Source organism: Variovorax sp. HW608, from assembly GCF_900090195.1.
Taxonomy (GTDB): domain Bacteria; phylum Pseudomonadota; class Gammaproteobacteria; order Burkholderiales; family Burkholderiaceae_C; genus Variovorax.
Map to the genome: position 1 here is coordinate 6,390,095 of NZ_LT607803.1, position 21,761 is coordinate 6,411,855.

19 protein-coding genes are annotated in these 21,761 nt (G+C 64.5%); 5 read left to right on the plus strand and 14 right to left on the minus strand.

The window, feature by feature from the left end; genetic code table 11:
• Positions 1-136 precede the first annotated feature (136 nt).
• The 13 genes from odhB to VAR608DRAFT_RS30280 all read right to left on the minus strand — a co-directional run bounded on the left by odhB (position 137) and on the right by VAR608DRAFT_RS30280 (position 15,979).
• Entirely contained in the window at positions 137-1,402 is a 1,266-nt protein-coding gene (gene odhB / locus VAR608DRAFT_RS30225; RefSeq protein WP_088957427.1) for a 2-oxoglutarate dehydrogenase complex dihydrolipoyllysine-residue succinyltransferase, read from the minus strand.
• 45 nt (positions 1,403-1,447) lie between these two features.
• Complete coding sequence (locus VAR608DRAFT_RS30230; RefSeq protein WP_088957428.1) at positions 1,448-4,327, minus strand: 2-oxoglutarate dehydrogenase E1 component; 2,880 nt, start codon at positions 4,325-4,327, stop codon at positions 1,448-1,450.
• Positions 4,328-4,510: 183 nt separating this feature from the next.
• On the minus strand, positions 4,511-6,631 hold the full coding sequence (locus tag VAR608DRAFT_RS30235) for a propionate--CoA ligase (protein WP_269458505.1): 2,121 nt from the start codon (positions 6,629-6,631) through the stop codon (positions 4,511-4,513).
• Positions 6,632-6,807: 176 nt separating this feature from the next.
• Positions 6,808-7,890: an alanine racemase gene (alr, locus tag VAR608DRAFT_RS30240; RefSeq protein WP_088957430.1), complete on the minus strand. Its 1,083-nt coding sequence runs from the start codon at positions 7,888-7,890 to the stop codon at positions 6,808-6,810.
• Positions 7,887-8,021: a hypothetical protein gene (locus VAR608DRAFT_RS38330; RefSeq protein ID WP_269458506.1), complete on the minus strand. Its 135-nt coding sequence runs from the start codon at positions 8,019-8,021 to the stop codon at positions 7,887-7,889. Before VAR608DRAFT_RS38330 ends, alr begins: the two co-directional genes overlap by 4 nt.
• Positions 8,022-8,185: 164 nt before the next feature.
• Positions 8,186-9,226 carry a proline racemase family protein gene (locus tag VAR608DRAFT_RS30245; RefSeq protein ID WP_088957431.1) on the minus strand — a complete coding sequence of 347 codons (1,041 nt, stop codon included), beginning with the start codon at positions 9,224-9,226 and terminating at the stop codon, positions 8,186-8,188.
• Positions 9,227-9,235: 9 nt separating this feature from the next.
• Positions 9,236-10,711 (minus strand): aldehyde dehydrogenase family protein, encoded by a 1,476-nt coding sequence (locus VAR608DRAFT_RS30250; protein ID WP_088957432.1) that lies wholly within the window; start codon positions 10,709-10,711, stop codon positions 9,236-9,238.
• Positions 10,712-10,725: 14 nt separating this feature from the next.
• The gene (locus VAR608DRAFT_RS30255) at positions 10,726-11,979 is read right to left on the minus strand and encodes an NAD(P)/FAD-dependent oxidoreductase (RefSeq protein WP_088959057.1); all 1,254 of its coding nucleotides are present in this window, start codon (positions 11,977-11,979) and stop codon (positions 10,726-10,728) included.
• A gap of 5 nt (positions 11,980-11,984) precedes the next feature.
• Positions 11,985-12,860 (minus strand): dihydrodipicolinate synthase family protein, encoded by an 876-nt coding sequence (locus VAR608DRAFT_RS30260; protein WP_088957433.1) that lies wholly within the window; start codon positions 12,858-12,860, stop codon positions 11,985-11,987.
• Positions 12,861-12,903: 43 nt separating this feature from the next.
• Positions 12,904-13,569 (minus strand): amino acid ABC transporter permease, encoded by a 666-nt coding sequence (locus VAR608DRAFT_RS30265; RefSeq protein WP_088957434.1) that lies wholly within the window; start codon positions 13,567-13,569, stop codon positions 12,904-12,906.
• 12 nt (positions 13,570-13,581) lie between these two features.
• A complete protein-coding gene (locus tag VAR608DRAFT_RS30270) occupies positions 13,582-14,250 on the minus strand; it encodes an amino acid ABC transporter permease (RefSeq protein WP_088957435.1) in 669 nt (222 codons plus the stop codon).
• Between the two features lie 7 nt (positions 14,251-14,257).
• Complete coding sequence (locus VAR608DRAFT_RS30275) at positions 14,258-15,010, minus strand: amino acid ABC transporter ATP-binding protein (RefSeq protein WP_231973012.1); 753 nt, start codon at positions 15,008-15,010, stop codon at positions 14,258-14,260.
• A 132-nt stretch (positions 15,011-15,142) separates the two neighbouring features.
• Positions 15,143-15,979 (minus strand): transporter substrate-binding domain-containing protein, encoded by an 837-nt coding sequence (locus VAR608DRAFT_RS30280; RefSeq protein WP_088957437.1) that lies wholly within the window; start codon positions 15,977-15,979, stop codon positions 15,143-15,145.
• A gap of 172 nt (positions 15,980-16,151) precedes the next feature.
• Between VAR608DRAFT_RS30280 and VAR608DRAFT_RS30285 the strand changes: the two genes are divergently transcribed.
• Positions 16,152-16,952 (plus strand): GntR family transcriptional regulator, encoded by an 801-nt coding sequence (locus VAR608DRAFT_RS30285; protein ID WP_088957438.1) that lies wholly within the window; start codon positions 16,152-16,154, stop codon positions 16,950-16,952.
• Between the two features lie 19 nt (positions 16,953-16,971).
• Here the strand turns inward: VAR608DRAFT_RS30285 and VAR608DRAFT_RS30290 are convergent, their stop codons facing one another.
• The gene (locus VAR608DRAFT_RS30290) at positions 16,972-17,889 is read right to left on the minus strand and encodes a LysR family transcriptional regulator (RefSeq protein ID WP_088957439.1); all 918 of its coding nucleotides are present in this window, start codon (positions 17,887-17,889) and stop codon (positions 16,972-16,974) included.
• Between the two features lie 169 nt (positions 17,890-18,058).
• Here VAR608DRAFT_RS30290 and VAR608DRAFT_RS30295 point away from each other — a divergent pair, with 169 nt between their 5' ends.
• From VAR608DRAFT_RS30295 to VAR608DRAFT_RS30310, 4 genes are read left to right on the plus strand one after another with little or no spacing between them, the layout of a single operon-like run.
• Complete coding sequence (locus VAR608DRAFT_RS30295; RefSeq protein ID WP_088957440.1) at positions 18,059-18,769, plus strand: pirin family protein; 711 nt, start codon at positions 18,059-18,061, stop codon at positions 18,767-18,769.
• 51 nt (positions 18,770-18,820) lie between these two features.
• Positions 18,821-19,516 (plus strand): hydrolase, encoded by a 696-nt coding sequence (locus tag VAR608DRAFT_RS30300; protein ID WP_088957441.1) that lies wholly within the window; start codon positions 18,821-18,823, stop codon positions 19,514-19,516.
• Between the two features lie 22 nt (positions 19,517-19,538).
• Positions 19,539-19,826, plus strand: a complete 288-nt coding sequence (locus VAR608DRAFT_RS30305; RefSeq protein WP_088957442.1) for a XapX domain-containing protein — start codon at positions 19,539-19,541, stop codon at positions 19,824-19,826.
• Positions 19,827-19,864: 38 nt separating this feature from the next.
• Positions 19,865-21,760 carry an amidohydrolase gene (locus tag VAR608DRAFT_RS30310; protein ID WP_088957443.1) on the plus strand — a complete coding sequence of 632 codons (1,896 nt, stop codon included), beginning with the start codon at positions 19,865-19,867 and terminating at the stop codon, positions 21,758-21,760.
• The last annotated feature ends 1 nt before the right edge of the window (position 21,761 follow it).

Consider the following 21,761-nt stretch of genomic DNA (forward strand, 5'->3'; position numbering starts at 1 on the left):
CACGCATCCATCCCGTTCAAGGCCCGCGAAGCGGGGCCGTTCGGGAACCGCCGCGGAACCGGCTTTGCCGGGCCGCTGGCGGTGCCCCCTCGAGGGGGGAGGCGGCTACACGAAGTGAGCAAGCAACGGGGGTGGGTCAGATGTCGAACAAGAGGCGCGCCGGATCTTCGAGCGCTTCCTTCATGGCCACGAGGCCGAGCACGGCTTCGCGACCGTCGATGATGCGGTGGTCGTAGCTCATCGCCAGGTAGTTCATCGGACGGACGACGATCTGGCCGTTCTCGACGACGGCGCGGTCCTTGGTCGCGTGCACGCCGAGGATGGCCGACTGGGGCGGGTTGATGATCGGGGTCGACAGCATCGAGCCGAACACGCCGCCGTTGGAGATCGAGAACGTGCCGCCGGTCATCTCCTCGATGCCCAGCTTGCCGTCGCGCGCCTTGGCGCCGTATTCGGCAATCTTCTTCTCGATGTCGGCGAAGCTCATCTGGTCGGCATTGCGCAGGATCGGCACCACCAGGCCGCGCGGCGAACCGACGGCGATACCGATGTCGAAGTAGCCGTGGTAGACGATGTCGTTGCCGTCCACCGAGGCGTTGAGCACCGGGTACTTCTTGAGCGCGTGCACCGCGGCTTTCACGAAGAAGCTCATGAAGCCGATCTTGACGCCGTGCTCCTTCTCGAACTTCTCCTGGAAGCGCTTGCGCATTTCCATGACCGGGGCCATGTTGACTTCGTTGAAGGTCGTGAGGATCGCGTTGGTGGCTTGCGATTGCAACAGGCGCTCGGCGATGCGGGCGCGCAGGCGGCTCATCGGCACGCGCTCTTCCGGACGGTCGCCGAGTTCGGGCGCCCTGGCCGGCGCAGCGACCTGGGGCAGCGCGGTCTTCGGCGCGCCGGTCGGGATCGCCACGGGGGCGGCGACCTTCGCGGTCACGCCGCCGGCCACGGCGCTCAGCACGTCACCCTTGGTGACGCGGCCGTCCTTGCCGGTGCCGGTCACGTCGGAGGTAGCGAGCTTGTTGTCGGCGAGCAGCTTGGCGGCGGCGGGCATCGCGACGTCGGACTTCGACGTGCCGCCGGCAGCGGCAGCGGCCGCTGCGGGGGCGGCAGCCGGTGCTGCGGCAGGCGCAGCAGCGGGCGCGGCCGCGCCGGCCTTGGCTGCGGTGTCGATCTTGGCGATCAGCTGATCCGCCACCACGGTCGCGCCGTCGCCGGCAACGATCTCGGCCAGCACGCCGGCGGCGGGCGCCGGCACTTCGAGCACGACCTTGTCGGTCTCGATCTCGATCAGGATTTCATCGACGGCGACCGCTTCGCCGGGCTTCTTCTTCCACTGGAGCATCGTGGCTTCGGCCACGGATTCGGACAACTGGGGGACTTTGACTTCAACGATGGACATTTGTGATACCGCTTCGCGTTTCTTGTGAGATGGTTCGAGTTCTTCTTACTTGGTCAGCACGAAGCCCTTGAGTTTCGCGAAGGCGGCGTCGACGAGCGCCTTCTGCTGTTCCTGGTGCAGATGCGAGTAGCCCACGGCCGGCGATGCCGACGCGGCGCGGCCGGCGTAGCCGAGCTTCTGGCCTTCCTGCATGTTCTCGTGGATGTAGTGCTGCACGAAGAACCAGGCGCCCTGGTTCTGCGGCTCGTCCTGGCACCAGACGACATCGACCAGATTGGGGTACTTCTTCAGTTCGGCAGCGAAGGCCTTGTGCGGGAACGGATAGAGCTGCTCGACGCGGATGATCGCCACGTCGTCGTTGCCCTTCTCCTCGCGCTTCTTGGCCAGGTCGTAGTAGACCTTGCCCGAGCAGGCGATCACGCGCTTGACCTTCTCGGCCTTGAGGTCCTTGACGTCGGGAATGACGGTCTGGAAGCCGCCCCTGGTGAACTCGGACAGCGGCGAGGTCGCGTCCTTGTTACGCAGCAGCGACTTCGGCGTCATGATGATCAGCGGCTTGCGCAGGTTGCGCACCATCTGGCGGCGCAGCAGGTGGAAGATCTGGCTGGCCGTGGTCGGCTGCACGACCTGCATGTTGGTGTCGGCCGACAGCTGCATGAAGCGCTCCAGGCGCGCCGAGCTGTGCTCCGGACCCTGGCCTTCGTAGCCGTGCGGCAGCATCAGCGTGATGCCGTTGACGCGGCCCCACTTCACTTCGCCCGAGGCGATGAACTGGTCGATCACGACCTGCGCGCCGTTGGCGAAGTCGCCGAACTGCGCTTCCCAGATCACGAGCGTGTTGGGGTCGTTCGAGGCATAGCCGTATTCGAAGGCCAGCACCGCCTCTTCGGAGAGGATCGAGTCGATGACGACGAACGGCGCCTGGTTGTCGGCCACGTTCGAAAGCGGCACGTAGGTGCCTTCGTCGAACTTCTCGCGGTTCTGGTCATGCAGGACGGCATGGCGGTGCGTGAAGGTGCCGCGGCCGCAGTCCTCGCCCGACAGGCGCACCGGGTAGCCGCTGGCGACCAGCGAGGCGAAGGCCATGTGCTCGCCCATGCCCCAGTCGACGTTGACTTCGCCGCGGCCCATGGCTGCGCGGTCGTCGAGCACCTTCTTGACCAGCGGATGCACGGTGAAGTGTTCGGGCGACTTGGTGATGCGCTCGGCGAGACGCTTCCATTCGGCCAGCGGAATCGCGGTGTCGCCGGCGTCGGTCCACTTCTTGTTGAGGAACGGGGTCCAGTCGACCGCGTACTTGCTCTTGAAGTTGGTGATGACCGGGTCGGTGGTGTTCTTGCCGGCATCGAAGGCCGCGCGCTGCGCCTTGACCAGGTCGTCGCCGAGCGTGTCGCCCAGGCCCTGGGCCGCCAGCTTGTCGGCGTACAGCTTGCGCGTGCCGGGATGCTGGGCGATCTTCTTGTACATCAGCGGCTGCGTCAGCGCCGGGGTGTCCTGCTCGTTGTGGCCGAGCTTGCGGAAGCAGACGATGTCCACCACCACGTCCTTCTGGAATTCCATGCGGAATTCGAGGGCGAGCTGGGTCGCGAGCACCACGGCTTCGGGGTCGTCGCCGTTCACGTGCAGCACCGGCGCCTCGATCATCTTGACGATGTCGCTGCAGTACAGCGTCGAGCGGCTGTCGCGCGGGTCGCTGGTGGTGAAGCCGATCTGGTTGTTGATGACGATGTGCACCGTGCCGCCGGTGGAATAGCCGCGCGTTTCAGCCAGCGCCAGCGTTTCCATCACGACGCCCTGGCCCGCGAAGGCCGCGTCGCCGTGCACGATGACCGGCAGCACCTGCTTGCCGAGCGGGTCGGCGCGGCGGTCCATGCGGGCGCGCACCGAGCCCTCGACCACCGGGTTGACGATTTCGAGGTGCGAGGGGTTGAACGCGAGGCTCAGGTGAACCGGGCCGCCGGGGGTCGAGACGTCCGAGCTGAAGCCCTGGTGGTACTTCACGTCGCCGCTCGGCAGGTCTTCGGGCGCGGTGTGGTCGAACTCGGCGAACAGGTCGGCGGGCAGCTTGCCCAGCGAGTTGACCAGCACGTTCAGGCGGCCGCGGTGGGCCATGCCGATGACGATTTCCTGCACGCCGCGGGCGCCGGCCTGGTTGATGAGCTCGTCCATCGAGACGATGAAGCTTTCGCCGCCTTCGAGCGAGAAGCGCTTCTGGCCGACGTACTTGGTGTGGAGGAAGCGCTCCAGGCCTTCAGCGGCGGTGAGGCGGTCCAGCACGCGCTTCTTCTGGTCGGCGCTGAGCTTGGGGTTGGTGCGGGCGCTTTCGAACTTCTGCTGCCACCAGCGCTTCTGCGACTGGTCGGTCATGTACATGTACTCGGCGCCGATGGTGCCGCAGTAGGTTTCGCGCAGCGCGTTGAGCAGGTCGCGCAGGGACATCGTGTCCTTGCCGAAGAAGGTGTTGCTGGTGTTGAACACCGTCTCGAGGTCGGCGTCGGAAAAGCCGTAGAACGAAGGCTCGAGTTCGGGAATGGCGGGACGCTCGGCGCGCTTGAGCGGATCGAGGTCGGCCCAGCGGGCGCCGACGTTGCGGTAGGCTGCGATCAGCTGCTGGACGGCGGTGCGCTGGCGGCCGAGCTCGGAATCGGCGCCGCTGGCCTGGACGACCTTGGTGGTGCCCGCCTTGGCGCGCTCGGCGAAGGCGTTGATGACCGGAAGGTGGGGAACGTCCTTGGTGTGGCTGCCGTCGGTGGCGGGCACGTTCTGCAGCGCGTCGAAGTACGCGCGCCAGTTGTCGGGAACGCTGCCGGGATTGGAGAGGTAGTTTTCATACATCTCCTCGACATACGGTGCGTTGCCGCCGAAGAGGTACGTATTGCCTTGATAGGCGGTGTAGACGGATGGAGCCGACGATGAATCGCTCATATTGCGCTGACCTTCGCTCCCCTGGGGGAAGCACGAGCTGGTTAAGAAACCTTCCGCGACACGGCTGAACCGATTGGCGGATGCGACTGTGGCTGGGAAGGGCCTGAGTACGGCTGCGCATTGTGCCACCGATCGGGAAAACCCGAAGCGCCCGGCCCTGGCGGCCCTTCGGGTGCAGTGGCGTCAGAGCAACTGTTTGATCTGCTGGAGCGTGGACGGATCGTCGATCGTCGTCAGGTCGCCGGGGTCCCGGTGCTCGCAGACGGCCTGGATCGCCCGGCGCAGCAGCTTGCCGCTGCGGGTCTTGGGCAGTGCACTGACGAAGCGCACCCGCGCCGGCCGGGCGAGCGCGCCGAGGTCGTCGGACACCCGCTTCATGATTTCCCCTTCCAGCCGCAAGGCCAAATCGGCATCGATCACGGCCGCGGCTTCCTTCGAGACGACGAACGCCAGCGCGACCTGCCCCTTGAGCGAATCGGCGACGCCGACCACCGCCACTTCGGCCACGCCCGGATGACCGGAGATGCTCTCCTCGATCTCGCGCGTGCCGACCCGATGCCCGGCGACATTGATCACGTCGTCGGTGCGCCCCAGGATATAGAAATAGCCGTCCTCGTCCCGGATACCCCAATCGAAGGTCGAATAGACCGTCTTGCCCGGAATGCTGTTCCAGTAGGTGTTGACGAAGCGGGCGTCGTCCCGCCACACCGTCTGCATGAAGCCCGGCGGCGTGGGCCCCTCGATCACGACGACGCCCTTCTCGTTGGCGCCGGTGAGTTCCTCGCCGGTCGATTCGTGGAGGATCTTGACCTTGAATCCGTACATAGGAATGCCCGGACTGCCGAACTTGCTCGGGATGCGCTCGACGCCGTTCGCCACCGTGAGGATCGGCCAGCCGGATTCGGTCTGCCAGTAGTTGTCGATGATCGGCACGCCCAGGCCGTCGCTGATCCAGCGCGCGGTGGGCTCGTCGAGCGGCTCTCCAGCGAGGAACAGCGCGCGCAGGCTCGACAGGTCGTGTTTCTTCAGGAGCGCCGGGTCCTGCTTCTTGAGCACGCGCACCGCCGTCGGCGCGCTGAACATCACCGTCACCTTGTACTTCTCGACCAGGCGCCACCAGATGCCGCCGTCCGGCTCGCGGTCGATGCCCTGCGTGGGGAGCCCCTCGTACATGATGGTCGCCATGCCGGCGATCAGCGGGCCGTAGACGATGTAGCTGTGCCCGACCACCCAGCCGATGTCGCTGGTGGAGAAGTAGGTTTCGCCCGCGCGGCCGTCGAAGATGTGCTTCATGCTCGCCGCCAGCGCCACCGCGTAGCCGCCGGTGTCGCGCTGCACCCCCTTGGGCTTGCCGGTGGTGCCGCTGGTGTAGATGGTGTAGCTGATGTCGGTGGCGTCCAGCCAGGCGCACGGCACCTGCGCATCCATGTGCCGGTCGCGCAGCGCGGCGGCGAGGTGGTCGCGCCCCGGCACCAGGTCCATCGGCGCGAGGCCCCGGTCCACCAGCAGCACCGACTGCGGCTTGTGCGCCGACAGGCGGATCGCCTCGTCCAGCAGCGGCTTGTACGCCAGCACTCTGTTGCCGCGCGAGCCGGCATCGGCGCTGACGACGACCTTCGGCGTCGCATCCTCGATGCGCGACGCCAGCGAACCGCTGGCAAAGCCGCCGAACACCACGCAGTGGATGGCGCCGAGGCGCGCGCAGGCCAGCATCGCGAACGCCGCCTCCGGGATCATGGGCATGTAGATCAGCACCCGGTCGCCCTGGCCCACGCCGAGCTCCATCAGGCTCGCGGCGGTGCGCTGGACTTCGGCGTGAAGCTCGCGGAAGGAATAGCTTCTTTCGACGCCGGTCTCGGTGGACACGAAGATCAGCGCCGGCTGGTCGCCACGGCTCGCCAGGTGCCGGTCCACCGCGTTGTGGCAGAGGTTGGTCGTTCCGCCGGCAAACCATTTCACGAACGGCGGCCGGCTCGCATCGAGGATCTGCCCGGGCGGCGTTTTCCAGTCGATGAGCTTCGCCTGCTCTGCCCAGAAGGCCTCCGGCGTGTCGATGGAACGGCGATAGAACTCTGCATAACGGTCCATGAGGCGTGTCTCCTTGTTCAGGTTTCGGAATAGCCAGAAACTGAATTCATAATTATTGATGGTCTGCTTGCAGGGAACTGACAGTCGGCACCACACACACACCACTACTCGTGTTGCGAGCAAATAGAGTGTCGAAACGCGAAATAGAGTGTCGAATTTTGGGGCGCTTCTGCGATCGAATGGCAACCTGTCACTTTGGCGTGTCGCTGGCGTCATTCCATGCCGGACCTTATGCCAAGGCGTTCGTCGGCGCAGGCTCGACTGCCGTTCCAGACGCTTTCCGTCATGACAAGATGCTCGCGTCGCGCCGGCTCAGAGCTCCGGCGCGCCGTCTTTCCATTCCTGCATGTCGATTCAAGGCCGCCGAGCGGGCAGGCTTTCCGGCTCGGCTGTCAGCCCGTCGCGATCGCGTCCTGGTAGATGCGAGGCACCCGCTGAACGTGGCACAGCAGTTCATACCCGATCGTCCCGACCGCCGATGCGACGTCGTTGACCGGAACGTTCTTTCCCCAGAGCTCGACCTTGCTTCCCACCCCCTCGCCCGGAACGTCCGTCAGGTCGATGGTCAACATATCCATTGAGACCCGGCCGATGATCTGAGTCCGGTGCGCCCCGACCATCACCGGGGTTCCCTGCGGCACCGTTCGTGGGTACCCGTCCGCGTAGCCGACCGCGACCAAGCCGACTCTCCGCGGCGCGGCGGCAACATAGTGAGCGCCATAGCCGAGTGCGTCACCGGCTTCCAGTTTGCGCACCGCGAAGACCTCGCTCTCCAGCGTCATGACCGGCAAGAGTGCGCTCGGGCTTCCCGGAAGCGGGTCCGCGCCGTAAAGCAGGATTCCAGGACGAGCCCAGTCACGACGGGCAGCGGGCCACGCGAGAAGACCGGCCGAGTTTGCAAGACTTCGTTCGGCGGAGATTCCGGCGGTCGCGGTATCGAAGGCTGCAATTTGCCTTTCGGTGGCTTGCGAATCAGGTTCGTCCGCCCTGGCGAAATGAGTCATGAGCGTCATGCGCGACACCGCCTCGCAGCGTTGCAGGCGTTGGGCGGCCGTATCGGCCAAGGCGAGTGGAAATCCCGCCCGACGCATGCCGCTGTCGAACTTGAGCCATGCATGGATGCCGCGGATCTGCGAAGGCGCCTTTTCCAAGGCTCTCAGTTGCTCTTCCTGGTGAACAGCAACCCAGCAGTTGTGTGCATGCGCCTCGACAAGCTCGGCCTGCGTAAAGCATCCTTCCAGGATAAGGATAGGGCCCTCGATTCCGGCCTGGCGCAGTTGGATCGCTTCGTCAAGAAATGCGACTGCGAACCCATCCGCTGTCGACTCCAGCGCTTGTGCGCACGCGACAGCACCGTGCCCATAGGCGTTCGCCTTGAGGACCGCGAGGGCCCGGCCGCCATGAAGCTCTCGAGCCAGGCGATAGTTTCTTCGAAGGGCTTGAATGTCGATCAGCGCCCGGCTGGGGCGGCTCATGCCGGGAGACCAGCAGGTTGCCGCGCGCGCAGGCGCGCGGTGCTGGCGTAGCGATCCATCGCCAGCCCGCGGGCGAGATAGTAGGCCGTGGTGGTGCCGATGACGCCGCCGCCGAGAACAGGTACTTTCATCGTCAAACCCTGCTGGAAGATGTTGATTCGGAAGGTCGATTCACCGACTTTATGGGCATCAAACCCGAAACTTCTACGGTTCTTTGGCAGGAATGCAGCAAACTTAACTGTCCAATCAGACCAACCGCCCTCCTCCCAGCCGAAGCCGCTGCGGCAGTTGTCGATCAGAGCGCGTTGACGTAGGGACCCCACGAATCCGAAAGCACGAAGCCCTTTGCCATCGGGTCCGACGCGTCCATTCGGAGGCGCTCGACGCCATAGATCCATGCCTGGCCTGTGATCCGGGGATAGATGGCGGGACGACCTGCGACTCTGGTCTCGCCAACAACGGTCGCCACGAATTCGCCACCGATGATGGAACGCGAGCGCCGGCTATCGCCGGGCTTGACGAGCCCTCTGGCGTGAAGCACCGCGAGATTCGCGGAACTGCCTGTGCCGCACGGCGAGCGGTCCACCCGCCCGGGAAGCAGGGTTGTGCAGGTACGCACACTGCCGTCGGCCTCCTGATCGCGGAACATCACGTAGGCGATCTGATTCACGCTTGGGAGTTCGGGGTGACTGACTCGAACCTGGTCCGCGATCAACTGCTTGATTTCGATGCCTGCTTCGGCGAGCGCTCTCGCATTTTCCGGAGCGATCGACAGACCGACCCGCTTCACGTCCACGATGGCGTAGTAGACCCCTCCGAACGCGACGTCGACGGGGATGTCCCCCCACTTCGGCGTGCTGATGATCTTGTCCAGCGCCTCCACGAAGGCCGGAACGTTGTCCAGGCTGACCGACTGGCAACGACCGTCCTCGCAACGGGCCTTGACCGTGATGAGGCCCGCGGGCGTCTCGAGTCGAACCGTCGTTTCAGGCTCCGTCATCTTCACACGCCCCGATTCGAGCAGCGCCGTCACCACACAGATGCAGTTGCTCCCGGACATGGGATGAGCCCGATCGGACTGCAGAACGATGAAGCCTGCATCTGCATCGTCGCGAGTCGGAGTAAGCAGCAAGTTGACCGACATGTTGACGCTTGCACGAGGTTCGAGCGTGACGAACCGGCGCAAGCTGTCGTCGCGCTCGTTGATGTAGTTCATCTTCTCGAGCATCGTGGCCCCGGGAATTTCCGGTGCACCATCGACGATGACTTTGCCGATCTCGCCCTGGCAGTGGACCAGCAGGAGCTCGATCGACTTGTTCCAGCGAAGGGGTTCCATCATGAGCTCCTACTTGATGTACCAGCCCCACGGCGTGTCGGCGACGTAGCGGGTGATCTGCTTCGTCTCCAGGTAGTTGTCCAGACCCCGGCGGCCCAGTTCACGCCCGATCCCGGACTGTTTGTAGCCGCCCCAGGGTGCCTCCGTGAAGGTGGGCTGCGAGCAGTTGATCCACACGATCCCGGCACGCAGTGCCGCCGCGACTCTTTCGGCGCGGCGTTCGTCCTTTGACATCACTGCGCCAGCAAGGCCAAAGGGGCTGTCGTTGGCCAGTTGAACCGCCTCGCTCTCAGACGTGAAGGCGCGAATGCAGACCACGGGTCCGAAGATCTCTTCCTTCCAGGCCGCACTTTCGAGCGGCACATCGACCAGAATGGTTGGCTCCACGAAGTAGCCGGCTTCCATGCCTTTTGCGCGGGCGCCACCGGACGCGATCATTGCGCCTTCGCGCTCCGCCTGCGCGATCGCAGCGAGCACCTTTTCGTACTGCGCGCTCGAGACCAAAGGCCCCAGAAGCGTGCCCGCCTTCATGCCGTCACCAATTCGGATCTTGCGCGTTTCTTCGACCAAGCGGTCCAGAAGCCGCGGGTAGAGCGACCGCTCGACGAGCACACGGGATGTGGCCGAGCAGACCTGCCCCTGGTTCCAGAAGATCCCGAACAGGATCCATTCGACGGCCTGCTCAATGTCGGAGTCTTCGAAAACGATGAAGGGCGACTTTCCGCCCAACTCGAGGCTCACGTTTTTGATGTCGCGAGCCGCGGCGGCCATGATCTTTGCGCCGGTGGGCACGGAGCCCGTGAACGCCAGCTTGTCCACACCCGGGTGATCGCACAAGGGCCGCCCAGCCTCAGGCCCGAGTCCCGCGACAATGTTGAGCACGCCCGGAGGAAGGCCGATCTCCTGGGCGATCGTACCCAGCTCGAGGGCGGTGAGCGGCGTCAGTTCCGATGGCTTCAAGACGATGGTGCATCCGGCAGCCAGTGCGGGCGCAACCTTCCAGGCAGCCATCAGCAAGGGGTAGTTCCAAGGGATGATGGCGCCCGCGACTCCGGTGGGCTCGCGCACGATCTTCGAGGTGAATCGGTCATCGCTCAGGGCGACAGGCTCGCTCGGCTGCGCATCCAGTTCCTCGGCCAGTCCCGCGTAATACTCGAAGCAGCCAGCCGCGTCCCCGATGTCCCATTTTGCTTCGGGCAGAGGCTTGCCGTTGTCCAGTACTTCCATCTCGGACAACTCATCGAGTCGCTCGCGGATGAGCCGTGCAAACCCCCTCAGAAAGACAGCGCGGTCCTTGCCGGTCGTGCGTCGCCACGGGCCATGGTCGAATGCAGCGCGCGCGGCCCGCACCGCTGCATCGACATCCTCGGCAGTGCCTGCCGGGGCATGGTGAATCACCTCCTCGGTCGCGGGATTGATAACGTCGAATGTGCCGCGCTTGGCGGGCAGGATCCATTCGCCATTGATGAAGAGTTCGTTTCTCATGATGTTGCACCCTCTTAGAAGCGGTCGGCCCGGTAGGGCGACATGTCGATCGGTGGGGCCACCTTGTTGACCAGGTCGCCGACCAGCCGCGCGGTCGTCGCGGCATAGGTCAGACCCAAGTGGCCATGCCCTGCCGCGTAGAAGACGCCTTGCGTCGTCGCAGACGGTCCGATCACCGGCACGGTGTCCGGCAAGGCCGGGCGATGGCCCATCCATTCGGAATGCTGCTCGACTCGCAAGGCGGGCAAGGCCTCTTGCGCGCGCTTGACCAGCACGCGCGCGCGTCGGAAGTCCGGCGGCGCGTCGAGTCCGGCCATTTCCACCGTGCCTCCCACGCGAATTCCGCCAGCGGTGGGGGTCACCATGAAAGCCTTGGCAGGCCAGATGATCGAGTGCCGCATGCTGACCCCCGAGGCCATGATCTGCGTGTGGTAGCCACGCTCGGTTTCCATCGGGATCGATTCGCCGAGCATCCTGGACAGCCTGCCGGTGTACGCGCCGGCACAGATGACCGCCGAGCGCGCCTCGAGGCGACGGCCATCCTTGAGCTTGATCGCGGCAAGCGAGGAGCCTGCGCGTTCGAACCCGCCGACATCTCCTTGCTCGACCCGCCCGCCAAGTTCCTTGAACCGGCGAAGCAGCGCGCAGACAAGCCCATAGGGACTGCTGATGGAGCGGTTCTGCGGAAACAGAACGGCCCGGCGAATCTGGCGACTGATCGCCGGCTCCAGACCCTGGATTGCCTCGCCTTCGAGGATGCGTGTCTCGAAACCGAAGCGATCGATGACCTCCAGATGTTCGCGGTCGGCCTTGAATTCCGCATCGTCGGCGTAGAGGCTGAGACAGCCTTCCTCGCTGAGCATTTCAGTGACTCCTGCCTCCCGCAACATCGGCAGCAGGTCTTCGTAGACCCGCTTGCACAGAACAGCGCCTGCGGCCTCCAGTTCCTTCACACGCCGGGGTGTACTCGCAGCAATGAAACGCAGGAACCAAGGCGTGAGCTGCGGCAAGTAGGACGGCTTGAGCCGGACCGGTCCTTCGGCGTCAAGGATCCAGCCCGGCAGGCGCGACCACATCGAAGGCCGCGATGAAGGCATGAATTCGGTCACCGCGATACTCGCCATGTTGCCGAATGACGCGCCCCTGCCAGGCTCGTCCCGATCAACGAGCGTCACCCGGCCTCCGCGGCGCTGGAGTTCAAGTGCTACCGCCGTGCCGACAATCCCCGCGCCGACAACGGTGACCGAATTGAGTCCGCTGGAGGCCACGGCAATCAACCGATCACGGGTTCCATGGCTCTGCGGAAGGCCGCCTTCTCCTCGGCCGTGAGCTCGAGCAAGGGCTGGCGAGCAAGGCCCACCGGCGTGCCGGCGAGTTCGCAGCCGTACTTCACCTTCTGGACGAACTTTCCGCTCTCCAGGCTCGACATGGCGCCGTAGATGACTTGCATCTTGTCGCGCGCGGCGAGCCAGTCGCCGGATTCGATGGTGTTGACCAAGTCCACGCATGCCTTGGCCATGCAGTTGGCCGGACCGCAGATCCAGGAGGTGGCGCCCCACAGGTAGAAGTCCAAGGTCTGGTCATCGGATCCGTTCGTGACCTGGTAGCGATCGCCGAAGCGTGCGCGGATGTCGATCGCGCGCAGCAGGTTGCCGCTGGATTCCTTGATGCCGATGACCCGGGGGTTGTCCTTGAACGCTTCCAGCACCGGCAGGCCGACCTCGACCCCGACCTTGGGCGGATAGTTGTAGAGGACGATCTCGACATCCACGGCATCGAGCACCGACTGATAGTGTCGAATGAGCTCATCGACAGCCGGGGTTGCGTAGAAGGGAGCTGACAGCAGGACGGTCTTGTAGCCGAGTTCGCGGGCACACCGGGTGTGTTCGATGACTTCCCAGGTGGAGCCGGCGTTTGTGCCGGCAATCAGCAGCTCGTCCTTGTTGGCGAACTCGGCGACGAACTTGAGGACCGAGGCGCGCTCGGCAGCCGTTAGCGCGTTGTATTCGCCGGTGGACCCGCATGGCACCCACCCTTTCACGCCATCGGCGCGCAGTTTGTGCAGCAACTTCTCGAAGCTCTTGAAGTCGATCTTTCCGTTCGCGTCGAACGGGGTGACGAGGGCAGGCATGACGCCGGTCATTTTCATGATGATGATCTCCTGGATGGAATGGTTGAAAGTCGGGAACAGGTCAGGCAGCGAGCTTTGAAAGCAGCCGCCTTTCCACGCCCGTCACAGCACGGGTGAGAGGGAACGCGATAGCGAAATAGATCAGCGCAACAGCCGTCAGGACCTCGATCGGGCGGGCTGTGTTGTTGGAAATGTTCTGGCCAACGAACATCAGATCGGCCATTCCGACCGCGGAGACGAGCGCGCTCTCCTTGAAGAGGCTGACGCAGTTCGAAAGCAGCGTCGGGATGGACCTCAGTAATGCCTGGGGCAAGATGACATTGGCTACCTGCACTCGTTTCGGAAGGCCCAGGGCCACGCACGCATCGAGCTGCTCTCGCCCCACGCTCCTGAGGGACGCGCGAAACGTCTCGCTGGTAATGGCGCCCATGTACAAGGTGAGAGCGATCACGGCAGACGTGAGGTTCGACAGCTCCACGCCGAGCACGAGGGGAAGGCAGAAGAAGATCCAGAACAGCTGCACGATGACCGGGGTGCCGCGGAAGAACTCGACATAGAGTCGGGTGATACCGCGCAGCCAGCGGCTGCTCGAGCCCCGCGCCAAACCGACGAAGAAGCCAAGCACGCAACCCAGGAGGATGCAGATCAGCGTCAGCTTCAGCGTTGTCAGCAGGCCCTGGAACAGGGCCGCCTCGAAGCCCAGCAAGATGGTGAAATCGGTCTTCATGGCGAAACTCCTTCAAATTCCAGCCGCGCCGCGACGCCGCTCGAAGTACTCGACGAGTTGCGACACCGGAAAGGAGACCGCGAAATAGACCAGCGCCACGACGGTGAAGGTCTCGATCGGCCGGTACGACTCGGTCGCCAGGGACTTGCCGACGTACATCAATTCCTGAACGGCGACCAGTGCAACCAGTGCGCTTTGCTGGAAGGTGCCGATGCCGTTGGTGATGAGCACTGGCACCGAAGTGCGCACGGCGCTGGGAAGCACGATGTACAAGACGCGCTGCAGCGGATTGAGCCCAAGGGCAACGCCCGCATCCAATTGCTCACGCGGAACTGCCTGGATTGCAGCGCGATAGGCCTCCGCGTTGAAAGCGGCGAGGTTCAGGCCCAGCGCGAGTACACCCATCGCGATAGCGTCGAAATACACGTCAAACAGGATCGGCACGCAATAGAAGATCCAGATCACCTGAACGATTGCCGGCGTGCACCGAAAGAACTCGACGAACAAGGTGGCCGGCAAGCGAAGCGCCTTCCAGCGGCTGAGCGTGAGCATCGCGATCACGAACCCCAACGTGAGACCCACCACGTTGGCGGCGATCGTCAGTTCGACGGTCGTGACGAGGCCTTCGAGCAGCGGTCCGAGGTTTTGCGTGATCGAGTGAAAGTCGAATGCGTATGACATGCGCGCCTCACTGACGGATGTGGAAAACGCGGTCGATGAACTCCTTGGTCCGCGCGCACAGCGGCGATCCCAGGACTTGTTCGGGAGGGCCATCCTCCACGACGACCCCGCCGGCGCAGAACACGACTCGAGAGGCAATGTGCTTCGCGAACCACATGTCGTGGGTCACGATCATCATCGGCATGTTCTGGCCGGCAAGCTGCATGATCACCTGCTCCACTTCGGCCACCAGCTCCGGGTCAAGGGCGGACGTGACCTCGTCGAACAGCATCAGCTTCGGCTCAAGCATGAGCGCACGAGCGATTGCAACCCGCTGCTTTTGCCCACCGGACAGTTGGCTCGGGTAGACGCGCGTCTTGGCACTCAGCCCGAAGCGCGCGAGCAGACCTTCAGCACGTTCGGTGGCCTCCCGCTTGCCCTCACCGCGCACCTTGCACGGCGCAAGGATCAAGTTCTCCACGACGTTCAGGTGCGGAAACAGCGTGTAGTGCTGGAACACCATGCCAATCTCTCGGCGGACCGCGGTGTCGATCAGGGTCTTGCGCTGGCCCTCTTTGACGCTGATGTAGGGCTTGCCGTCGAACATGACACACCCCTGGTCGATCTGTTCGAGGCCCATCATGACGCGAAGCAGGGTGCTCTTGCCACCGCCGCTCGGGCCGATCACCACCATGCGCTCGCCGGGTTTCATTTCGATGTCCAGGCCCTTGAGCACCTGGATCTGCGGCCCGTAGCTCTTGTGCAGGCCGGTCACCTTCACGAGGGGCTGGGTCGCGCTGGAGACGACGGTCGAATCCTCGTGCTGGCGAGCGGTAGTTCCGGAGGTCTGACCTTGCAGGACGGAGCGCCGATTGACGCCCGTGTCGGGCGCTATTGCTTGCATGGCGGTCCCCTACTTCTTCGCCACGCTCTTGAGCACTTGGTCGACCGACTTGTGGATCAAGGCATCGACCTCTCCCGTGGCGACCTTTTCCTCCAGGAAGATGTTCACGACCGCGACATCGGAGGCCGCCATTTGCAACGGCAAGCCGAACGCGACCCCTTGGGAAGCCAATGCGGGCGACGGGTTGAACGCCACCGCCCAATCGGGGTTGGACTGGACGAAGAGAAGGTTGGTGTCGGCGGCGTCCACGACCAGGTCTGCGCGCTTGGAGATCACGGCCAGGCGCGTCTCGTCGGCGCTGGGCAGGCGGAGCAATTTGGCCTTCTTGATTGCTGCCGAAATGGCCTTGTCCGCTGCCGTTCCGGACATGACGGCCAGCGTGATCTCGGGCTTGTCGATGTCTGCAACGCCCCGCGGATTGGCCTGGACCTTGGGGTTGGTCTTGTTGTAGGCCAGCGAGATCGAGTACTGCATCGCCGGGATCGAGAAATTCACGGCCATTGCACGCGCCGGCGTACGGTTCAACGCGAGCGACATATCCCACTTTCCCGACTGCAGGCCGGCAACGATGTTGTCCCAGTTCGTATCCACGAACTGCGGCTTGACCTTGAGGGTGTCCGCGAACTGCCGGCAAAGGTCCGCGAAGAATCCCGAGTACTCACCTGTTGCGGGGTCCCGCATGACGTACGGCGGCGCGACAGCGGCACCGCAGCGCAGCACGCCGGCCTTCTGAACCCCTTGCCAATAGCCCTGGGCAGGGGTCTGGGCCGTGGCGGCCACGGCGGCGGCGCCAATGGCGACGACTGCGAACAGCCGTGCTGCGAGGTTCGTTAGCTTCAATGACATCTCTATCTCCTTTAACGAATTTGCTTGCGCCGGCTGGCGCCCCGAGCTTGTGTCGGCACGCTGCCGACACGAAAGTATGTCGGCACAATGTCGGCAAGATGCATAGGGAATACACTATGTCGACACACTGCCCGCACGGGTATGTTTGATTCGGAACCCGAAGAGGCAAGAAATGGAACTGGAAGAAGAGGTCAAGCGTGCCAAGGGCACGGGCTGGAAGAGCGTCTACGACGCGCTGAGGACGGAAATCCTGTCCCTCGAGCAGCCGCCCGGTCAGCTGCTCGATGAAACGACCTTGGCGGAGCGCTTCGAGATGTCACGCTCGCCCGTGCGCGAGGCCCTCATCCGCTTGGCCGGCGAGGACTTGGTCGTGACCCTGCCCAATCGCAGCACGATCGTTGCTCCGCTGGAGCTTTCGGCGTTTCCGAAATACGTTGACGCACTGGACATCGCTCAGCGCATGAATACGCGCTTGGCTGCCGAATGTCGGACCGAAGAGGACCTGAAGATCATTGCGCGCCAGCAGCGGCGATTCGAGACAGCCGTCAAGACGGGCAATCACTTGGCCATGTCGGCTGCCAACAAGGACTTCCACATGGCCATTGCGCATGCGGGGCAAAACCCATATCTCGCGGGGTTCTACGAGCGCCTGCTCGACCAGGGACGGCGCATGATGCACATGCACTTCAATTTCCTCGAACGGACCAGCGAGGGCTACCTGTTGACGGACGAGCACGACGAGATGCTCGAGGCGATCCGAGCGCGGGACGTCGCCAAGGCCGACGAACTGGCGCATGCGCACACGCGCCAGTTCCGTGACAACTTCATCGACTTCATGAGCAAGACCTACACCACGGGCGTGTCGCTCGGACAGGCCACAGTGCGGGGACACGCAACAAGGCGTCAAGATGTGGCGACCGAGCCGAAAGGGAAGGGAGATATGAAGACGCAGTTGAGGTCGGCCGCGTCCTAGGGCGGAGGGGCCGCGCTCGCTACCCTACCCCGGCCCAAGGTTCGTTGGTGAAGGATTGGGCCAGGTGCTCGATCAAGGCCTGCACCCGTGCGGGGCGGTTGCGGCCCGGCGGGGTCAGGATGTGCAGCGCGATCGGCTCGACCTGCCATTCCTCCATCACGGCTTCCAGCGCGCCCGTCTGCAACTCCTGCCAGACCAGGAAGGCGGGTTGCAGCGCCACACCCAGGCCGGCCAGCAGCGCCGGCGTCAGCGCATCGGCATTGTTGGCCTGCATCTGCACGGCCATCGACTGGGTGAACTCGCCATGCCGGGAATGCTTGAAGCGCCAGTGGGTGCCGCTGCTCTGGTAGCTGTACTGCAGCGCCTTGTGGCGGGCCAGGTCGCTGGGGTGGCGCGGCCGGCCATGGCGCTCGAAGTAGGCGGGCGAACCCACGAGCAGGATCCGCACCTTGCACAGCTCGCGGGCCAGCAGGCTGGAGTCCACCAGGTTGGCGATGCGCAGGGCCAGATCGAAGCGCTCACCCACCAGGTCCGCCTGCTCATCGCTGAACTTCACGTCCAGTTCCACGTCGGGGTGGGCCTGCAGAAAGCCGGGCAGCACCGGCGCCAGCCGCACGATGCCGAAAGACATGGGCGCGGACAGCCGGATCACGCCGCGCAGGCTCGTGGATTGCTCCGCCACCTCGGCTTCCACGGCCTGGCCCTCCTCGAGGATGCGCGCGGCGCGCCCCAGCGCTGCATGGCCGTTCGCGGTCAGCGATATGCGGCGCGAGGTGCGGTGGAACAGCGTGGCCTTCATGCGCGCTTCCAGCCGCGAGACGGCCTTGGACACCGTGGCTTGCGACAGCGAGAACTCGGCCGCGGTGCGCGCGAACGAGCCGGTTTCCGCGACCTTGGCAAAGATCGCCCAGGCTTCCAGGTCTGGCAGTTTTTTCATGATCGGTCTTGGGGACGACATCCTCGCGGCGTACGTTGGCCGGGCAGGTCGTTTGCTGCGAATCTATGTCAAAAATGGAAAGGATGGAATTCCATCATTGATATTTTCATTGTGATCCCCGGCTTCTAGACTGCCTCCATCGTCATTCACGAAGCCACCGGAGAACACCATGATCGAACGCCGTTCCTTTGACAACCTGGGTGCCGCCAGCCATGGCTGGCTCGACGCCAAGCACCACTTCTCGTTTGCCGAATACCACGATCCCAAGCGCGTGCACTGGGGCGCATTGCGGGTGTGGAACGACGACACCATCGCGCCGGGCACGGGCTTTCCGCCCCACCCGCATGCCGACATGGAAATCATCACCTACGTGCGCGAAGGTGCCATCACGCACCGCGACAACCTGGGCAACCAGGGTCGCACGGAGGCCGGCGACGTGCAGGTCATGAGCGCGGGCACGGGCATTCGCCACTCCGAATACAACCTCGAGCCCGGGGTCACCCGCATCTTCCAGATCTGGATCCTGCCGAGCCAGCGGGGCGAACTGCCCTCCTGGGGCACCAAGCCCTTTCCCAAGGGCGACCGCGCAGGTCACTTCGTGACGCTGGCCAGCGGCGCCAGTGGCGACGAAGACGCCTTGCCGATCCGCGCCGACGCCCGGGTGCTGGGCGCCACGCTCAAGGCCGGAGAGAGCGCCGAATACCAATTCGCCGAGGGCGATCGCTATGGCTACCTGGTGCTGGCCAAGGGCAGCGCCGAAGTCAACGGCGTGCAACTGGCTGCCCGCGACGGTGCTGCCATGCACGCCGAGAAAAGCATCCGCATCACTGCGAGCGAAGACACCGAGATCGTGCTGGTGGACGCCGCCGCAGTGCACTGATCCACCCCTTTCCTTCACTTTCATCCACCCCCCGCCAAGGAGAAGTCCGTCATGTCCAACCGCAAGTACCTCGAAGTCCTGACCCCGCAGAACAGCCAGCTCATCTTCATCGACCATCAGCCGCAGATGGCCTTCGGCGTCCAGTCCATCGACCGCCAGGTCCTGAAGAACAACGTCGTCGGCCTGGCCAAGGCGGCCAAGGCCTTCGGTATCCCGACCACCATCACCACGGTGGAGACCGAGGCCTTCTCGGGCCACACCTATCCGGAACTGCTGGCCGTGTTCCCCGAGCAGAGGATTCTGGAGCGCAGCTCGATGAACTCCTGGGACGATCAGAACGTGCGCGATTCGCTCGCTGCCAACGCCGCGCAGGGTCGCAAGAAGATCATCGTCTCGGGCCTGTGGACCGAGGTGTGCAACACCACCTTCGCCCTGTCGGCCATGCACGACAGCGACTACGAGATCTACATGGTGGCCGACGCCTCGGGCGGCACCTCGCTGGATGCGCACAACTACGCCATGGACCGCATGGTCCAGGCCGGCGCGGTGCCCATGACCTGGCAGCAGGTGCTGCTGGAATGGCAGCGCGACTGGGCACGCCGCGAGACCTACGACGCGGTGATCGACATCGTGCGCGAGCACTCCGGCGGCTACGGCATGGGCGTGGACTATGCCTACACCATGGTGCACAAGGCGCCCGAACGCGTGCAGCATGGCGAGCGCATCGGCCCCAACCCGGCCAAGTAAGCAGCAGGCAGGAGGCCCGACCATGAAGCTCTATGCAATGTCACTCGGCGCCGGCCTGCTGGTCGGCATCATCTACAACCTGCTGGACGTGCGCTCGCCGGCCCCGCCGCTGGTCGCGCTGGTCGGGCTGCTGGGCATTCTGGTCGGCGAGCAGGTCATTCCCGTGGGCAAGCAACTGCTGCACGGCACGGCCTTCGGCACGGCTTGCGAGAAGACCCAGGCGACGGAGCATGTACTGGGGCAACTGCCTGGGCGTACTTCGACCGCTCTCAAGACTCGTTCCATCCAGAACGAGCAGCGCGACAGCTGAGATTCGTTTGCGACCCCAAGGAACCAGGAACCACCGACATGCCGACCGATATGCCCGAAGTCATCTTCCACAACGGCCAGATCACCACGCTGGACAAGCGCAATCCCGTCGCCAGCGCCGTGGCGATCAAAGGCGGCCGGTTTGTCGCCGTGGGCAGCGACGAAGAAGTGCTGGCCCTGGCCAACGGTGCGACGCGCAGGATCGACCTTCAGCGCCGCCGCGTGCTGCCGGGCTTGTTCGACAACCACACGCACGTGATCCGCGGCGGGCTCAACTACAACATGGAGCTGCGCTGGGACGGCGTGCGCTCGCTCGCGGACGCCATGGACATGCTCAAGCGCCAGGTGGCGGTCACCCCGGCGCCGCAGTGGGTGCGCGTGGTGGGTGGATTCACCGAGCACCAGTTCGTCGAAAAGCGGCTGCCCACGATCGACGAGATCAACGCCGTGGCACCCGATACCCCGGTGTTCCTGCTGCACCTGTATGACCGTGCCCTGCTCAACGCCGCCGCGCTGCGTGCCGTGGGCTACACGAAGGACACGCCCGAGCCGCCCGGCGGCGAAATCACGCGCGACGCCCAGGGCAATCCCACGGGCCTGCTCCTGGCCAAGCCGAATGCCACCATCCTCTACGCCACGCTGGCCAAGGGGCCCAAGCTGCCGCTCGACTACCAGGTCAACTCCACGCGCCATTTCATGCGCGAACTCAACCGGCTCGGCGTCACCGGCGTGATCGATGCGGGCGGCGGCAACCAGAACTACCCCGAAGACTACGAGGTGATCAAGAAGCTCGACGACGCGGGCCAGATCACCGTGCGCCTCGCCTACAACCTGTTCACGCAAAAGCCCAAGGCGGAAAAGCAGGACTTCCTGCAATGGACCTCGAGCGTGAAATACAAGCAAGGCAACGATTACTTCCGTCACAACGGGGCGGGCGAAATGCTCGTGTACTCGGCCGCGGATTTCGAGGACTTTCGCCAGCCGCGCCCCGACATGCCGCCGAACATGGAGAGCGAGCTCGAGGACGTGGTGCGCGTCCTGGTGCAGAACCAATGGCCCTGGCGACTGCACGCCACCTACGACGAGACCATTTCGCGCGCGCTCGATGTGTTCGAGAAGGTCAACCGGGAAACGCCGCTCGCGGGCCTGAACTGGTTCTTCGACCACGCCGAGACCATCTCGGACCGCTCCATCGACCGCATCGCCGCGCTGGGCGGCGGCATCGCCGTGCAGCATCGCATGGCCTACCAGGGCGAATTCTTCGCCGAGCGCTACGGCGCCCGCGCCGCGGAGGCCACGCCGCCCATCAAGCGCATGCTCGAGAAGGGCGTCAAGGTATCTGCCGGCACCGATGCCACCCGCGTCGCCTCGTACAACCCCTGGGTGTCGCTGTCGTGGATGGTGACGGGCAAGACCGTGGGCGGCATGAAGATGTACCCCGAGCGCAACCTGCTGGACCGCGAAACCGCGCTGCGCATGTGGACCGAGAACGTGGCCTGGTTCTCGGGCGAGGAAGGCCGTCGCGGCCGCATCGAGGCCGGCCAGTTCGCCGACCTGATCGTGCCGAGCAAGGACTACTTCGGCGTGCCCGAGGACGAGATCGCCTTTCTCACTTCCGACCTCACCGTGGTCGGCGGCCGGGTGGTCTATGGTGCGGGCGTGTTCCAGCGCTTCGACGACAACCCGCTGCCGCCCGCCATGCCCGACTGGTCGCCGGTGCGCCGCTTTGGCGGCTACGCAGCCTGGGGCGAGCCCGAGGGCGCCGGCAGGAATTCGCTCCATCCGGCGCGCTACCGCAGCATGGCTGCCTGCGCCTGTGGCACCCGCTGCGGCCTGCATGGCCACAGCCATGCCAATGCATGGGCATCGAGTGTTCCGGCGTCCGACCCGAAGAGCTTCTTCGGCGCACTCGGCTGCTCGTGCTGGATGGCTTGAA

Bases quoted from the DNA above. Each gene is read 5' to 3' on its own strand.
- odhB (WP_088957427.1), bottom strand. From the start codon at position 1,402: ATGTCCATCGTTGAAGTCAAAGTCCCCCAGTTGTCCGAATCCGTGGCC.
- VAR608DRAFT_RS30230 (WP_088957428.1), bottom strand. From the start codon at position 4,327: ATGAGCGATTCATCGTCGGCTCCATCCGTCTACACCGCCTATCAAGGC.
- VAR608DRAFT_RS30235 (WP_269458505.1), bottom strand. From the start codon at position 6,631: ATGACGCCAGCGACACGCCAAAGTGACAGGTTGCCATTCGATCGCAGA.
- alr (WP_088957430.1), bottom strand. From the start codon at position 7,890: ATGAGCCGCCCCAGCCGGGCGCTGATCGACATTCAAGCCCTTCGAAGA.
- VAR608DRAFT_RS38330 (WP_269458506.1), bottom strand. From the start codon at position 8,021: ATGAAAGTACCTGTTCTCGGCGGCGGCGTCATCGGCACCACCACGGCC.
- VAR608DRAFT_RS30245 (WP_088957431.1), bottom strand. From the start codon at position 9,226: ATGGAACCCCTTCGCTGGAACAAGTCGATCGAGCTCCTGCTGGTCCAC.
- VAR608DRAFT_RS30250 (WP_088957432.1), bottom strand. From the start codon at position 10,711: ATGAGAAACGAACTCTTCATCAATGGCGAATGGATCCTGCCCGCCAAG.
- VAR608DRAFT_RS30260 (WP_088957433.1), bottom strand. From the start codon at position 12,860: ATGAAAATGACCGGCGTCATGCCTGCCCTCGTCACCCCGTTCGACGCG.
- VAR608DRAFT_RS30265 (WP_088957434.1), bottom strand. From the start codon at position 13,569: ATGAAGACCGATTTCACCATCTTGCTGGGCTTCGAGGCGGCCCTGTTC.
- VAR608DRAFT_RS30270 (WP_088957435.1), bottom strand. From the start codon at position 14,250: ATGTCATACGCATTCGACTTTCACTCGATCACGCAAAACCTCGGACCG.
- VAR608DRAFT_RS30280 (WP_088957437.1), bottom strand. From the start codon at position 15,979: ATGTCATTGAAGCTAACGAACCTCGCAGCACGGCTGTTCGCAGTCGTC.
- VAR608DRAFT_RS30285 (WP_088957438.1), top strand. From the start codon at position 16,152: ATGGAACTGGAAGAAGAGGTCAAGCGTGCCAAGGGCACGGGCTGGAAG.
- VAR608DRAFT_RS30290 (WP_088957439.1), bottom strand. From the start codon at position 17,889: ATGAAAAAACTGCCAGACCTGGAAGCCTGGGCGATCTTTGCCAAGGTC.
- VAR608DRAFT_RS30295 (WP_088957440.1), top strand. From the start codon at position 18,059: ATGATCGAACGCCGTTCCTTTGACAACCTGGGTGCCGCCAGCCATGGC.
- VAR608DRAFT_RS30300 (WP_088957441.1), top strand. From the start codon at position 18,821: ATGTCCAACCGCAAGTACCTCGAAGTCCTGACCCCGCAGAACAGCCAG.
- VAR608DRAFT_RS30305 (WP_088957442.1), top strand. From the start codon at position 19,539: ATGAAGCTCTATGCAATGTCACTCGGCGCCGGCCTGCTGGTCGGCATC.
- VAR608DRAFT_RS30310 (WP_088957443.1), top strand. From the start codon at position 19,865: ATGCCGACCGATATGCCCGAAGTCATCTTCCACAACGGCCAGATCACC.